Annotated in this window: 14 protein-coding genes; 12 read left to right on the plus strand and 2 right to left on the minus strand. The window is 70.5% G+C overall.

Features of this window, described 5'->3' with window-relative positions; translation table 11 throughout:
* The first annotated feature begins 72 nt into the window (after positions 1–72).
* The 5 genes from FEK34_RS21085 (at position 73) to FEK34_RS21105 (ending at position 5,721) form a co-directional block, all read left to right on the plus strand.
* Positions 73–357: a glutaredoxin family protein gene (locus tag FEK34_RS21085; RefSeq protein ID WP_138450209.1), complete on the plus strand. Its 285-nt coding sequence runs from the start codon at positions 73–75 to the stop codon at positions 355–357.
* A gap of 262 nt (positions 358–619) precedes the next feature.
* Positions 620–1,651, plus strand: a complete 1,032-nt coding sequence (locus FEK34_RS21090) for a redox-sensing transcriptional repressor Rex (protein ID WP_138450210.1) — start codon at positions 620–622, stop codon at positions 1,649–1,651.
* Complete coding sequence (locus FEK34_RS21095) at positions 1,648–3,051, plus strand: glutamyl-tRNA reductase (RefSeq protein WP_138450212.1); 1,404 nt, start codon at positions 1,648–1,650, stop codon at positions 3,049–3,051. The genes FEK34_RS21090 and FEK34_RS21095 overlap by 4 nt, the downstream gene beginning before the upstream one ends.
* Before the next feature lie 73 nt (positions 3,052–3,124).
* Positions 3,125–4,162 carry a hydroxymethylbilane synthase gene (hemC, locus tag FEK34_RS21100; protein WP_138450214.1) on the plus strand — a complete coding sequence of 346 codons (1,038 nt, stop codon included), beginning with the start codon at positions 3,125–3,127 and terminating at the stop codon, positions 4,160–4,162.
* Positions 4,159–5,721, plus strand: a complete 1,563-nt coding sequence (locus FEK34_RS21105; protein WP_138450216.1) for a uroporphyrinogen-III synthase — start codon at positions 4,159–4,161, stop codon at positions 5,719–5,721. The genes hemC and FEK34_RS21105 overlap by 4 nt, the downstream gene beginning before the upstream one ends.
* Before the next feature lie 82 nt (positions 5,722–5,803).
* Here the strand turns inward: FEK34_RS21105 and FEK34_RS21110 are convergent, their stop codons facing one another.
* Together FEK34_RS21110 and FEK34_RS21115 are read right to left on the minus strand one after the other, a co-directional pair.
* On the minus strand, positions 5,804–8,680 hold the full coding sequence (locus tag FEK34_RS21110) for a hypothetical protein (RefSeq protein ID WP_138450218.1): 2,877 nt from the start codon (positions 8,678–8,680) through the stop codon (positions 5,804–5,806).
* A gap of 190 nt (positions 8,681–8,870) precedes the next feature.
* On the minus strand, positions 8,871–9,140 hold the full coding sequence (locus FEK34_RS21115; protein WP_138450220.1) for a hypothetical protein: 270 nt from the start codon (positions 9,138–9,140) through the stop codon (positions 8,871–8,873).
* 198 nt (positions 9,141–9,338) lie between these two features.
* Between FEK34_RS21115 and hemB the strand changes: the two genes are divergently transcribed.
* The 7 genes from hemB to FEK34_RS21155 all read left to right on the plus strand — a co-directional run bounded on the left by hemB (position 9,339) and on the right by FEK34_RS21155 (position 14,718).
* The gene (gene hemB / locus FEK34_RS21120) at positions 9,339–10,316 is read left to right on the plus strand and encodes a porphobilinogen synthase (protein ID WP_138450222.1); all 978 of its coding nucleotides are present in this window, start codon (positions 9,339–9,341) and stop codon (positions 10,314–10,316) included.
* 2 nt (positions 10,317–10,318) lie between these two features.
* Entirely contained in the window at positions 10,319–10,831 is a 513-nt protein-coding gene (locus tag FEK34_RS21125) for a hypothetical protein (protein WP_249359484.1), read from the plus strand.
* A gap of 308 nt (positions 10,832–11,139) precedes the next feature.
* The gene (locus FEK34_RS21130; RefSeq protein ID WP_138450227.1) at positions 11,140–11,724 is read left to right on the plus strand and encodes a hypothetical protein; all 585 of its coding nucleotides are present in this window, start codon (positions 11,140–11,142) and stop codon (positions 11,722–11,724) included.
* Positions 11,721–12,044, plus strand: a complete 324-nt coding sequence (locus FEK34_RS21135) for a hypothetical protein (protein ID WP_138450229.1) — start codon at positions 11,721–11,723, stop codon at positions 12,042–12,044. Before FEK34_RS21130 ends, FEK34_RS21135 begins: the two co-directional genes overlap by 4 nt.
* A 4-nt stretch (positions 12,045–12,048) precedes the next feature.
* Entirely contained in the window at positions 12,049–12,264 is a 216-nt protein-coding gene (locus FEK34_RS21140) for a hypothetical protein (RefSeq protein WP_138450231.1), read from the plus strand.
* A 106-nt stretch (positions 12,265–12,370) separates the two neighbouring features.
* Positions 12,371–13,708: a glutamate-1-semialdehyde 2,1-aminomutase gene (gene hemL / locus FEK34_RS21145; RefSeq protein ID WP_138450234.1), complete on the plus strand. Its 1,338-nt coding sequence runs from the start codon at positions 12,371–12,373 to the stop codon at positions 13,706–13,708.
* Positions 13,709–13,938: 230 nt separating this feature from the next.
* Positions 13,939–14,718, plus strand: a complete 780-nt coding sequence (locus FEK34_RS21155; RefSeq protein WP_249359486.1) for a histidine phosphatase family protein — start codon at positions 13,939–13,941, stop codon at positions 14,716–14,718.
* The last annotated feature ends 14 nt before the right edge of the window (positions 14,719–14,732 follow it).

Here is a 14,732-nt window from a genome sequence, read left to right on the forward strand (position 1 = left end):
CCGGATTCCGCCCTCGTGACCCCAGGACCGTGCGCAGTCGCACTGGCGTGGCGAGGGGATTTAATAACCTTCATGACCAATCCCACAGAAAGCGCCGCATCCGATGCATTGCCATCGGTCACCCTGCTGACCAGGGCGGGGTGCGGAATGTGCGCAATCGCACTCGAACAGTTGCGGACGATCTGCGCCGATTACGGAATCGAGGTCGGCACCGTCGACGTCGACGAGGCCGCCGCCACCGACCCTGGCCTGCGCGCCGAATACGGCGACCGGCTTCCTGTGGTGCTGCTCAACGGTCGTGAGCACAGCTATTTCGACGTCGACGAACCCCGATTGCGAGCCGACCTGAGCCGATGATCGGCGCGCCGAGCGGCGCTGTGCTGGTCGCGGGGGAAAATGAGGCCAATTTCACCGACTTTGTGCAGGGCTTCACAAGCGGTTACGGTGGTGGCACGCGACCCGCGGGCCGAGGATTCTCGAGAGCCTTCTCGAGCAGCGTTCTCGAGTGTGCCGGCGCGCGGTGAATCAACCCGACATTCGATCCCGTCACCGGAGCAGCCCGGGACGGAGGTCACAGACGAACCGGACCTGACTTCAGGACGGGCGAGGAGCCGAGGACGTGACAGAGCACCATGAGGCGCCGGGTGGCGCCTCCAAAGCTCTGCGGTCGAGCGACGGGCCCGAAGGCGGCAGCTCGCGGAACCACGAGGCCGCCAATCGTACCCACAAGGACATTCCGCAGGCGACGGTGGCGCGGCTGGCCACCTACCTCCGAGTCCTCGCCATGTTGGCCGACGACGGTGTGCTCATCGTATCGAGTGAGGAACTCGCTGTCGCGGCGGGTGTCAATTCCGCGAAGCTGCGCAAGGACCTGTCGTTCCTCGGTCCCAACGGTGTTCGCGGTGTCGGCTACGACGTCGCCAAGCTGCGGACCAGGATCGAAGATGTGCTCGGCCTGTCCGAGGGGCACCGCGTCGTGCTGGTCGGCGCGGGAAATCTCGGCAGCGCCCTGGTCGGCTACGGCGGCTTCCGGCGTCGCGGCTTCACCGTGGTCGGCCTGTTCGACAACGATCCCGCGGTGATCGGGCGCACGGTGTCGGGCCTGCGGGTACGTGACGCGGCCGAACTCGACGCGGCCATCGCCACCCTCGAACCCACCATCGCCGTCATCGCGGTCCCCGACGACGCCGCCCAGCAGGTCTGCGACGCGCTGGTCGCGGCCGGACTGCAATCGATTCTGAGCTTCGCCCCCTGTGAGCTGGAGGTACCGGCCACGGTCGAGGTGCGCCGGGTCGATCTGGCCGTCGAGATGCAGATGCTGTCGTTCGAGCGGGTGCGCAACGCCGAGGTCGACCGGTGGCCGAGCGACGGGCACGGAGGCGGCAGCGAGCGTAACCACGGAGGGCCCCGGGAGGCCACCGATTCGATACAGCCCGCGGCGGTCGGCGAGCGCGGCGACTCGATCCCGGTCGCCCATGCGCTCGGCTCCGGGCGGGTCGCCCGCCGGGCGGCCAATACCCATCCGCAGCCCGCTCACCCCGGCCGCGCCCACCCGGCGGCGGCCACACAGCATCCGGCAACCCCGCAGCATCCGGCAACCTCGCATTCGGCAACGGAGCCAACCAGCAAGGGATCGGTGGTCACACCATGAGTGTTCTTCTCGTCGGCATCTCCCATCGCAGTGCGCCGGTCTCCGTGCTGGAGAAGGTCGCGATCACCGACGCCGACCGGCCCAAGCTGATCGACCGGTTGCTCACCTCGAGCCACGTCTCCGAGGCGATGATCGTCTCCACCTGCAACCGCGTCGAGGTGTACGCCGTGGTCGACGCCTTCCACGGCGGACTCGCCGAGGTGGGCGACCTGCTGACCAAACACTCCGGGCTGCCGCTGCCCGATCTGACCAAGCACGCCTACGTCCGCTACAGCGAGGCCGCGGCCGAGCACCTGTTCGCGGTCTCCAGTGGCCTGGACTCGATGGTGATCGGCGAGCAGCAGGTGCTCAGCCAGATCCGCAGCGCCTACGCCACCGCCGACGCCCAGCAGGCCGTCGGGCGCACCCTGCACGAGTTGGCCCAGCACGCGCTGCGGGTCGGCAAGCGGGTGCATTCGGAGACCGGGATCGATCGCGCGGGCGCCTCGGTGGTGTCGGTCGCACTCGACCGCGCCGGCGCCGTGCTCGGACCGCTCGCCGGACGCACCGCTGTGGTGGTCGGTGCCGGTGCGATGGGCGGGCTCGCGGTCGCGCATCTTTCGCGGGCCGGCATCGGGCGCATCGTCGTCGTCAACCGGACCATGGAGCGGGCCCAGCGGCTCGCTGCCACCGCGGGCACGCACGGCGTCGACGCCGAGGCGATGGAGTTGTCGCGGCTGCCCGAGGCCATGGCGGCCGCCGACGTGGTGGTCACCTGTACCGGCGCGGTCGGCGCGGTGGTCAACCTGGCCGATACGCACACCGCGCTGGCCGCTCGTGATCGCGCGGGCGAACGTCCGCTGGTGTTCTGCGATCTCGGCCTGCCCCGCGATGTGGAGCACGCGGTGGCCGGGCTGCCCGGCGTCACCGTCATCGATATCGAGACCTTGCAGCGCGATCCCGCCGCGGGCGCGGCCGCCGACGACACCGTGGCCGCCCGCACGATCGTCGCCGACGAACTCGCCAAATACCTGGCCGGGCAGCGGATGGCCGAGGTCACCCCGACCGTCGCCGCACTGCGTCAGCGGGCCGCCGAAGTGGTGGAAGCCGAACTGATGCGGCTGGATTCGCGCCTGCCCGACCTGGCCGATCCGGAACGCGACGAGGTCGCGCGCACGGTGCGGCGGGTGGTGGACAAGCTGCTGCACGCGCCGACGGTGCGGGTCAAGCAGCTGGCCTCGACCCCGGGCGGCGACAGCTACGCCGAGGCGCTACGCGAATTGTTCGAACTCAAACCCGGTGCGGCGCAGGCGGTTGCCGCGCCCATGGAGATCCACGCGGTCCCGGACGACAGCGAAGTCACCTTGGCCGACGATTTCACCGTCGGTCATCTCGGCGACGAAGAGGAGCAGACGGCGTGAGCGGGTCAACGGCCGGACGCGGCAGCCTGCGTAACCACGTAGGCCGTCCCGTCCACGCCCAGGAGGAAACGGCATGAATGCTTCGATGACCGCCACTACCCAGTCGGCGTCGGATGTGCGCGCACCGTTGCGAATCGGCACCAGAGGCAGCCTGCTCGCGCTGACCCAGGCGGGCACCGTGCGCGACGCGCTGATCGCCGCCGGACGGCCCGCGGAGCTGATCGTGGTCAAAACACCCGGCGACCTGTCCTCCGATCCGGTGGAGAAGATCGGCGTCGGCGTGTTCACCTCCGCGCTGCGCGACGAACTCGCCGCGGGCACCGTCGATATCGCGGTGCACTCCTACAAGGACCTGCCGACCGCGCCGGACGAGCGCTTCACCATCGCCGCCATCCCGCAGCGCGCGGATCCGCGCGACGCCCTCGTCGCCCGCGACGGCCTGGTGCTCGGTGAACTGCCCGTCGGTTCGGTGGTCGGCACCTCGGCCCCGCGCCGCGGCGCCCAGTTGCGCGCGCTCGGCCTCGGTTTGGAGATCGTGCCGCTGCGCGGCAACCTCGACTCCCGGTTACGCAAGGTCAGCGAGGGCGAACTCGACGCGATCGTGGTGGCCCGCGCCGGGCTCTCCCGCATCGGCCGCCTCGACGCGGTGACCGAGGCCCTCGAACCCGTGCAGATGCTGCCCGCCCCCGCTCAGGGCGCCCTCGCCGTGGAATGCCGCAGCGACGACGCCGAACTGATCGAGCTGCTCACCACGCTCGACGACGCCGCCACCCGCGCCGCCGTGATCGCCGAACGGGCACTGCTGGCCGAACTCGAGGCCGGCTGTACCGCGCCGGTCGGCGCGATCGCCGAGGTGGTCGAATCCCTCGACGACGACGGTCGCATCGTCGAGGAACTCTCGCTGCGCGGCTGCGCGGCTGCCATCGACGGCTCCGACGTGCTGCGCGCGTCGGTGGTGGGTGCGCCCGCTGATGCCGCCGAATTGGGGCGGGCGCTGGCCCGCGAGCTGCTGGAGCTCGGTGCGCGCGAATTGCTCGCCGCCGAACCCGCCCCGGTAGCGGCCGCCCCCACAGACGTCACCGATCCCAGTCCAATGGAGAACAACCGATGAGTCGAGCCGCTAAGAAGCATCCCGGTCGGATCCTGTTCGTCGGGTCGGGTCCAGGAGATCCGGCGCTGCTCACCGTGCGGGCGCGCGAGGTGCTCGGCCGGGCAACGCTCGCCTTCACCGACCCCGACGTCGACAAGGGTGTGCTGGCCCTGATCGGCACCGCCGTCGAGCCGGGCCCCGACGGTGAGCGCGCCGTCGACGTGCGGCCCGCCCTCGGCGAGCCGGCCGAGGTCGCCAAGACGCTGATCGCCGAGGCCCGCGCCGGACACGACGTGGTGCGCGTGGTCGCGGGCGATCCGCTGACCACCGACGCGGTGATCGCCGAGGTCACCACCGTCACCCGCTCGCACATGGTGTTCGAGGTGCTGCCCGGCCTGCCCGGTGGCTCGGCAGTGCCCAGCTACGCCGGTATCGCGCTGGGATCGGGCCATACCGAGGCCGACGTGCGTGGCGAGGTGGACTGGGCGGCACTGGCCGCCGCACCCGGACCGCTGGTGCTGCACGCCACCTCCGGGCATCTGGCCGAGACCGCGAGCGCGCTGGTCGAACACGGTATGGCCCCACAGACGCCGGTCGCGGTGACCGTGCGCGGCACCACCCGGCAGCAGCGCACCATCGAAGCCACCCTGGCCACGCTCAACAGCGCCGCCTCCGAACTGGTCGGCCCGCTGGTGGTGACCATCGGCAAGGTGGTCGCGCAGCGGTCGAAGATGTCGTGGTGGGAATCGCGGGCGCTCTACGGCTGGACCGTGCTGGTGCCGCGCACCAAGGATCAGGCCGCCGAGATGAGCGAGCGGCTGGTCACCCACGGCGCCATCCCGATGGAAGTGCCGACCATCGCCGTCGAGCCGCCGCGCAGCCCCGCGCAGATGGAGCGCGCGGTCAAGGGCCTGGTCGACGGCCGCTACCAGTGGGTGGTGTTCACCTCCACCAACGCGGTGCGCGCGGTGTGGGAGAAGTTCTCCGAGTTCGGGCTGGACGCGCGGGCGTTCTCCGGGGTGAAGATCGCCTGTGTCGGCGAGGCCACCGCGGACAAGGTGCGTTCCTTCGGCATCAACCCGGAGCTGCTGCCGAGCGGTGAACAGTCCTCCGAGGGCCTGCTGGCCGACTTCCCGCCCTACGACGACGTGTTCGATCCGGTGAATCGGGTGCTGCTGCCGCGCGCCGATATCGCCACCGAAACCCTGGCCGAGGGTCTGCGTGACCGTGGCTGGGAAATCGACGACGTCACCGCCTACCGCACGGTGCGCGCCTCGCCGCCGCCGGCCGAGACCCGCGAGATGATCAAGACCGGCGGTTTCGACGCGGTCCTGTTCACCTCGTCCTCCACCGTCCGCAACCTGGTGGGTATCGCCGGTAAGCCGCATGCCCGCACCATCGTCGCGTGCATCGGCCCCAAGACCGCCGAGACCGCCATCGAATTCGGCCTGCGCGTCGACGTGCAGCCCGAGACCGCCCAGGTCGGACCGCTGGTGGAGGCACTGGCCGAGCACGCCGCCCGGCTGCGCGCCGAGGGCCTGCTGCCCCCGCCGCGCAAGAAGAGCCGCCGCAGCCGCTAGTCCGGCAGCCGCACGGCACCATACTGTTCGACCCAGCAGCGCGATCATCGATCGCGCTGCTGGTGCGTTCGGGGTACCCGGGTTATCCACTGCCACCACCACAGCCCCCGCCGCCGCCTCCACCGCCGGAGTCGCCGCCGCTCCAGCCGCCGCCGGAACTTCCACCGCCCCAGCTGTCCCCGCTCGAGCCGATGCTCCAGTCGACCGCTCCCACGCTGCCGCTCGAGCCGCTGCTGCCAGACGAACCGCCGTCGCGAGAGCTACCCGTACGCGAAACGCCCTGTCCCGCAATGCCCGAACGCGATCCGCTCCGCCCGGCGTCGATACTGCGGGAGCCGCCACGCCGCGACTTCTTACCGAACCGGTCGTCGCCCGAGCCGATTCCGTGTGCGCCGCTGCCGGGTGACGCGCCGCTTCGCCGACTCGTCTCGCCGCCACCTCGGCTGCCGCGCTGTTCGGCGACACGAGTGCCGCTACCGTGCGGATCGCCGCTGCCGCGTGATGTGGTTCCGGCGCTGTGTTCATTGCCGCCGGGCGAGGAGCTGTTGCGTGCATCGGAGCCGCGACGCCAACCACCCACACCGGCGGTGCGTGAGCTGCCTGCGACCGGACTGCTGCCGCGCGATGTGCTCCCGGCGCTGTGTTCATTGCCGCCGGGCAAGGAGCTGTTGCGTGCGTCGGTGCCGCGACGCCAACCGCCGCCGCCGACGGTGCGTGAGCTGCCTATGTCCGGCCTGCTGTCGCGAACGGTAGGGGACGCGGCTCCGCTCTGGCCGGCGTAGCGCTTCTCGTGCCCACTGCTCTGCCCGTCTGTTCCGGCGCCGACGTATATCCCCGCAGCAGCGGATTCGCCCTCGTCGCCGAGTTGGGTCGTGCGGCGTGAGCCGAGAGCGCGTTGGGTTCGGCGCAGCTCTGTGTACAAATCGGCAAGGGAGCCGGGCAGTTCGATCATCGAACCGGTCGCGGCGCGCTGCCATTTCTCCAGCCGCTGGGCGCGTTCGGCCGCGGCGCGGCCGCGTAGGCGGGCGGCCGCGTCGAGTGGGCGGCGGTGCAGGTGCGAGCCGAGTTCCAGCAGGAGCAGACCGACTACGAGCGTTGCGACGAACCAGCCACACATTCCATAGAGGTACCAGCGGGCGACGTCCGGATTGTCGGCTAGCAGCACCCATCCCAGGATGGCCAGGGGGAGTGCGAAAAGGGCGCGCAGCACGAACTTTCCGAGCGTGCGGGCGATATCGCCCGGTGCGCGACGGGTGGACTCTTCCGGCAGGTGGACCTCCGCCGGCTCGGGTTCTGGAGCGATATCACCGATGACGTCGCGATGGCGGCGCAGCTCCGCCCAGTAATCGGCAGCAGGCATCCGCCGCTCCTGCGTCGCGATCTCGGCACGGAAACGCAGCACCCCGTCTTGCAGGTCGGTCGGCGTGACGAAGGCGCGCACTCGAGTGATCGTGCGGGACTCCGGGCGCGTGCGTGCCCACAGCAGTGCACCGTTGTCGAAGATCCGGGTCTGGGCGGTGGCGCGGGGAGCACCGGTGGCGAGCACCTCGATCGTGGCCGACTGTCCCTCGGATCGGCCTGCTGCTCGCGAAATCCGTTCGATCCAGTGTGGACCCGCGGCACGATGGAAGGCGTTCATCGAACTCACTTCCACCAGGTAGTGCCGGTGCCCGCGACGTGGTGATTCATGCGCCGGATACCGCCAGGCGCGCCACAGGCCGACGGCCACACCGAGGTCGCGGACCGCGCCGAGGACCGCTTGATCGCCACGGTCGATCAGCAGATCGGTCAGGTCGTCGAAGCCGGAGCGGTCGCTCAGGTCGAGCCGATCCGGCAACCGCGACCACGCCACCCGCAGCACGGCGGCAGGCACGGGCGCGAATCGATAACGTTGCGGCGCAACCGAATCCGCACTCACGATACTGCGTGGCCCCGGCAATTCCCGCCCGGCGATCTCGGCTCGGAACTGGGCGACGCCGTCGACGAACAACGGTGGCGGTCCAGCGGTGCGCAGATGCTCGGCCAGTGCCGGATCCGGTGCCAACCCGTATTCGTCGAGATAGTGCGCGACCGCCTCCGGCCACACCCAGCGCCCGTCGGTGCGGATCGTCATCGGTACCGGCACAGCCGATTCCGGCTCGACCGTATCCGCCACCCCGGACGCCCGGCAGACCGCCGGCGCGGTGCGCAGGTAACGCACGGCCGCCCGGGTATCGGTCAGGCGCGGATGGTTTGCGGGGAACCGGACGGGGTGCTCGGTGAACGGCGCGGGGATCCGCGGTGCGGTGTCGTCCGCGGCCCACAGCAGGCAGGAGCGGGCCTGTGCGCTGAGTTGATAGCGCGGCAGATCGGCACCGGTGGTGTACACCTCGACCTGCCCGTCGGCCTCGCCCGCCACGTGCAGTGCCGAGGCCACGTCGGCGGCGACGATCCACGGCCTGCCGCCGTGGCCGACCTCGACCAGGTAGATCCGGCGCGGCGTCTGCGTCCACCCTTCCTGATCCGGCCGGGCGGGCCTGCGCCAGGACCGCCAGACACCGATCACCGCGCCGTGCTCGCGGGCCGCCGCGACCGCGGCGGTATCGATGTCGTCGAGGCTGAGATCGGTGCTGCCGGTGACTCCGGTCAGATCGAGGGCGCGCGGCATCGGCGCCACCGGCAACGCCGCGGATTCCGGTAGCAGCGGGGTGAATTCGAACGGCACCCGCTCACTCGGCGCCGGCGCCACGACGTCGCGCATGCCCCATCGGGTGAACCGCGTCCCGAGGATCTCGGCCAGCGTCGCGAGTTCGGCCGGGCGTAGCGCGATCTTGCGTCGGCGCGCGATCGCCTCGACGGCATAGGCGACCTCGCGCTGGTCGCCGAGGCTCAGGCTGTAGCGAAGATCGGTCAGGTACCGGTCCGGGATACGGCCGGCGAATCCGAGCAGCATGGCGTGCACGGCATCTGCGGATGTCATCGTTGATCCGAATTCGTCTGTGGGCGAGCGATGGTGGTCCCGCGCTCGTGGGCGGAGACCGATGGTAGTCAGCGCGGGGGCGCGCCGACAGGTGTTGTCCGCCGAAAACTTCGGCCGGTGAGCAGAATTCGATGCGGCGTGCCCACAGGGGCGAGCCTGCGCGGCCGATGCGGCGCAGGCTCACCGCGACTCAGCGGTGCTGGCGTAGCAAGGTACGCACCAGCTCGCAGGTGGCATCCGACGGCGGCCGGACACCTGCTACCTCCGCGGCGGCCCGGATCTTGCGGTCGGTGGCATAACCGGGCGCGTACACCCCCGAATCGAGCAGGGCGATGGCCAGGCGCATGGCCTTACGACGCCGGTTGTGCAGGATGTACCAGGAGCGTGGACGCCCGGCCGGTAGCGGACGCCGTGCGGGCGCGGTGTGGACGTGGTCGATGTGAGCTGTCTTCGAAGCCATCTGACATCCCTCCCGTGGTGATCCGGGGCACGCGGACCCCTTCGAACATGTCTTCGATTCTACCCGCGACCACCGACAAACTTCGTTGTGCACAACGGCTTTCGGCCGCCCGACCGGCGGTTTCGGCCGATCTCGCCGGAATCGGAGTGCGCCGACGCGGCTGAACGCGAACAGCGCCGCAGGCGTATCGTGCGGGCTATGACGGGAACGGAACGTCCGCGACGACTGCGGCGTACCCCTGCGATCCGGCGGCTGGTGGCGGAGACCTCGCTCGAGCCGCGGCATCTGGTGCTGCCGATGTTCGTCGCCGACGGCCTCGATGAACCGCGCGAGATCGGATCCATGCCGGGCGTGCAGCAGCATTCGCTGGATTCGCTGCGCAAGGCCGCCGTCGAGGCGGTCTCGGCCGGAGTCGGCGGGCTGATGTTGTTCGGGGTGCCGCGCCCGGAAGACAAGGACGCCACCGGCAGCGGGGCCACCGACCCGGACGGCATCCTCAACCGCGGCCTGCGCGCCCTGGCCGAGGAGGTCGGCTCGTCGACGGTGATCATGGCCGATACCTGCCTGGACGAGTTCACCGATCACGGTCACTGCGGCGTCTTGGCCGCCGACGGCTCGGTGGACAACGACGCCACCCTCGACCGCTACGTGGAGATGGCCATCGCCCAGGCCGAAGCGGGCGCCGACCTGCTCGGCACCAGCGGCATGATGGACGGCCAGGTCGGTGCGATCCGTGGCGGCCTCGACGCCACCGGCCACCTCGACACCGGCATCCTCGCCTACGCGGCGAAATACGCCTCGGCGTTCTACGGCCCCTTCCGTGAGGCCGTCGGCTCCTCGCTGCAGGGCGACCGGCGCACCTACCAGCAGGATCCGGCCAACCGCCGCGAGTCGCTGCGCGAGGTGGAACTGGATCTGGCCGAAGGCGCCGACATCGTCATGGTGAAACCGGCCATGTCCTACCTGGACATCCTGCGCGAGGTCGCCGACCGGTCCACCGTGCCGGTCGCCGCCTATCAGATCTCCGGTGAATACGCGATGATCACCGCCGCCGCCGAACGCGGCTGGATCGACCGTCGCGGCGCCATCATCGAATCGCTGATCGGTATCCGCCGGGCGGGCGCGGACATCGTGCTCACCTACTGGGCGACCGAGGCGGCGCACTGGCTGTCGTGAATATGCCGAAACCGCCGGGCGCCGACCCGGCGCCCGTCATGCCCGAAGACGTCGGCACCGCGCGTCAGCTGTGGTGGGCCGCCATCGCGGTCGGTCTCGTGCAGTTGATCGCGTCGGTGATCACCGCCGTCGGTCAGCGCGACAGCTTCACCGAGGACATGCTCGAACAGGCCCGCGCGACCGACCCGCAGTTCAGCGAGGCGACCGCCGAACTCATGGTGACGATCGCGTTCGCGCTGGTTGTGGTGTTCGGCCTGGTGATCGCCGGCATCGGTTTGCTCGTGGTGCATCAGCTGGCTCGCGGCAAGGCGTGGGCGCGCGCGGTGCTCACCTTCGCCGGTGTCTGGCTGGTGTTCATGGCGATCGGGTCGCTGTTCGCGCTGGACGCGGTGAGCGGCATCGCTTCGCTGGTGGCCGGTGGCGCGGCCATCGTGCAGGGCGTGCTGGCGGCCGGCGCGATCTATCTGAGTCACCGTCCGGACTCGACCCGGTACTTCCAGATGAACCGGCGGTGAACGGTCGTCGGCGCCGGGGGTGAGTTTGTCGGGGCCGCGCCGGCATGTATCGTGAGGGTTGTCACAGTAGGAGTGGGAACCCGAGGTGGTCGGCCCGACGTTCGGACGTCGCGACTGCTCCGGGAGATCGGAGGCAGTAATGCGAGTGGTGATCCAACAGCCACAGAGCGTTCGGCGGGATCTGCTCGTGTTGAGCCTGCTGGTGCTGTTCGGTCTGGTCACCGTCGCCGTCCTGCTGATCCCCAGCCTCGTCGGCTGATTTCTCCACTGTCGCTGTCGCGGTCCCTGCCGTCATGAGCGGTGCTGTCATGAACGATTCCGGGACCGTCCTGTTCGCCGAACCCGGCGGACGCTGGCGCGCCGTCGCCTACGGGCCCGCGCTGTGCCTACTCATTCTGGTGCTGGAACTCGCCACCGGAAGCTCACCGCACTGGTTCGCCCTCGTCTTCTGCGGCGTGCTGATCGCCGCCTTCGTCGCACTGCAAGTGGTCGCCGCGCGCAGGCATGTCAGCGTCGAACTCACCCCCGAAACCCTGCGTAACGGCACCGAGACGCTGCCGCTCGACGCCATCGACGCCGTCCTCGGTGAAGCCGATGAGCAGAGCTGGGACGATGAACCGTGGGAGTCCGCGCGTGCGCTCGGCGAACTGTCGGGGGTGCCGCGCCGCCGCAAAGGAATCGGGCTGCGGCGCACCGACGGTGAGGTGGTGCAGGCGTGGGCTCGCGATCATCGCGGACTGCGTGCCGCGTTGACGACAGCACTGGACGAGCGGACGCCCGATCCGGAACCATCGCCGGGTGACGAGCCCGTGGCCGGCAGCGCGCGTAGCCACGGGGAAGCCGCCGATCCGGCGCCGGAGCAGCGTCCCGACGAGAACGGAGCCGACCGATGAACCGACGAATCGTACTGATGGCCGTCGACGCGGTGGTCGCGGTCGTCTGTGTCGTGGCGGCCGTGATCAGCTGGCGTCAAGGCGTGCAGACCACCGAGTTCGCCCCGATGGGTGAGGTGCCCGGCTTCACCGCCACCCGCTATTCGGGTCCGTGGCTGGTACTGGCCTCGCTGCTGATCGCGGCGGCGGGCCTGGCGCTGATCGATCTCGTCACCCGGATCGTGCGCACCGTCCGGGCAAACGATTCCGACCGGAATGTTTTTGCGGCCCAATCGGATTCGGCTACCGTCTGGGCCCGGGGACGACCTAGCGAAGGATGACGCCATGAAACGGCTGGTAACGAGGACCTGTGCGGTCGCGGCGGTAGTAGCCGCCATCGGATTCGCCGCCGCACCCGCCGGCGCGGCACCCGGCCTGCCGCTCGAGCCCGCGCCACCGGCGGCGGTGTTCGCGCCGGAGACCGGTTCGGCGGGCGTCTACAACAACGTCATGTGCTGGTTGCACACCATCTCGGCCTCTGTGCCCTGCATGTACACCTGAGCAACCTGCATGTATATCTGAGCGCGCCCCGATCGGGCTGCGGTGTGGGTCACTCCACTACACCCTGTCGTCGACTCGATCGGGCACGGCTGCCAGACTGGAACGCGTGAGTTCTTCTCCGCGCGTGACCAGGGCAACGGTGCCGGTTTCCGCTCAGCTCTTCGAACGGGCCACCGAGGTGATCCCCGGCGGTGTCAACTCGCCGGTGCGGGCCTTCCACTCGGTCGGCGGCACCCCCCGCTTCATCGCCTCCGCCAACGGCTGCACACTCACCGACGCCGACGGCAACGACTACGTCGACCTGGTGTGCTCCTGGGGTCCGATGATCCTCGGGCACGCCCATCCGGCCGTCGTCGAGGCGGTGCAGAAGGCGGCGACCGGCGGCCTGTCCTTCGGCGCGCCGACCGAGGCCGAGATCGAACTCGCCGAACTCATCGCGAACCGGGTCGCGCCGGTGGAGCGGGTCCGGCTGGTGAACTCCGGCACCGAGGCCACCATGAGCGCGGTCCGGCTGGCTCGCGGCTACACCGGCCGCACCAAGATCATCAAGTTCGCCGGCTGCTACCACGGCCACGTGGACGCGCTGCTGGCCGACGCGGGTTCCGGTGTCGCCACCCTCGGCCTGCCCACCTCGCCCGGCGTGACGGGTGCCCAGGCGGCCGACACCATCGTGCTGCCCTACAACGACCTCGAGGCCGTCGCCGCCGCGTTCGCCGCCAATCCGGGCGAGATCGCCTGCGTGATCACCGAGGCGGCCGCGGGCAATATGGGCGCGGTCGCGCCGCTGCCCGGATTCAACGCCGGCCTGCGCAAACTGACCATCGAGCACGGCGCGCTGCTGATCATGGACGAAGTGATGACCGGCTTCCGGGTCAGCCCCTCGGGCTGGTTCGGGCTCGACGGCGTCGCGGGGGACCTGTACACCTTCGGCAAGGTGATGAGCGGTGGCCTGCCCGCGGCGGCGTTCGGCGGCCGTGCCGAGATCATGAATCATCTCGCTCCGCTCGGCCCGGTTTATCAGGCGGGCACGCTTTCCGGTAACCCGGTCGCGGTCGCCGCGGGCCTGGCGACCCTGCGGGCCGCCGACGACGAGGTGTACGCCACCCTGAATCGCAACTCCGAACGCCTCGGCGTCCTGTTCGCCGAGGCGCTGGGTGAGGCAGGGGTCGAGCACCAGGTTCAGTTCGCAGGCAATATGGTGAGCGTGTTCTTCGCCGACTCCCCGGTCATCGACTACGCCACCGCCAAGGCGAGCCAGACCTGGCGTTATCCCGCCTTTTTCCACGCCCTGCTCGAGGGCGGGGTCTACGCGCCGCCGAGCGCGTTCGAGGCGTGGTTCGTGTCCGCGGCGCTCGACGAGGACGCTTTCGCCCGTATCGCCGCCGCCCTGCCCGCCGCCGCACACGCGGCCGCGGCCGCCACACCCGAAGGAACCCGCGCGTGAGCCAGCCCGATTCCGAGCGCGAACCCACCGAGAACTCCGCTGACGCGGCGTCGGCCGTCGAGGCCGCCACCGCCAAGGCCGCCGCGGCCAAGGCGGTCGCCGAGACCGCCGCCGCCGACGCCGTGGTCGCGAAGGCGGTCGCCGAGACCGCCGCCGCCGTCGCCGCCGCGGAATCCGATCCCGCTGTCATCGCCGAGGCCGTCGCGCAGACCACCGCCGCCGAGACCGCGATGGCCGAGGCCGTGGTCGCCGAGGCCGCTGCCGAGACCGCCGCCGCCGAAGCGGCCGCTGCCGTCGCCGCCGCCGAATCCGCCGCCGACGACCAGGACGACGCCGGGCCGGTGGCCGCCACCCAGCCGCGCATCCACGACGGCGGGGCCGCGGTGGAGACCATCGTGCATGTGCTGCGCCACGGTGAAGTGCACAACCCGAAGGGCATCCTCTACGGCAGGCTGCCCGGTTTCGGGCTGTCGGTGGCGGGCCGGGCGCAGGCCGGTGCGGTGGCACGGGCGCTGGCCGATCACGACATCGCCGCTGTCATCGCCTCGCCGTTGCAGCGCGCCCAGGAGACCGCCGAGCCGATCGCGGCGCAACACGGGCTGATCGTGCGCACCGACGAGAACCTGATCGAGGCGGGCAACACCTTCGAAGGCCTGCGGGTATCCGTCGGCGACGGCGCGCTGCGCAAGCCGCGGCACTGGTGGAAGCTGCGCGACCCGTTCACCCCGTCGTGGGGCGAGCCCTACCTGCAGATCGCGCACCGCATGCTGGCCGCGGTGAACAAGGCCCGCGCCGAGGCCACCGGCCGGGAAGCGGTGCTGGTCTCGCATCAGCTTCCGGTGTGGACGCTGCGCCGGTTCCTGCAGGGCCAGCGGCTCTGGCACGACCCGCGTCAGCGGCAGTGCTCGCTGGCGTCGCTGACCTCGCTGGTCTATCAAGGCGACACCCTCGTCGACATCGTCTACTCCGAGCCCGCGGGCGGGTCGGATCCCACGGTGCACGGGGCATGAGAGGGAAGGTGTCG

The sequence above is a fragment of the Nocardia cyriacigeorgica genome (genome assembly GCF_005863245.1).
GTDB classification, from domain to species: domain Bacteria; phylum Actinomycetota; class Actinomycetes; order Mycobacteriales; family Mycobacteriaceae; genus Nocardia; species Nocardia cyriacigeorgica_C.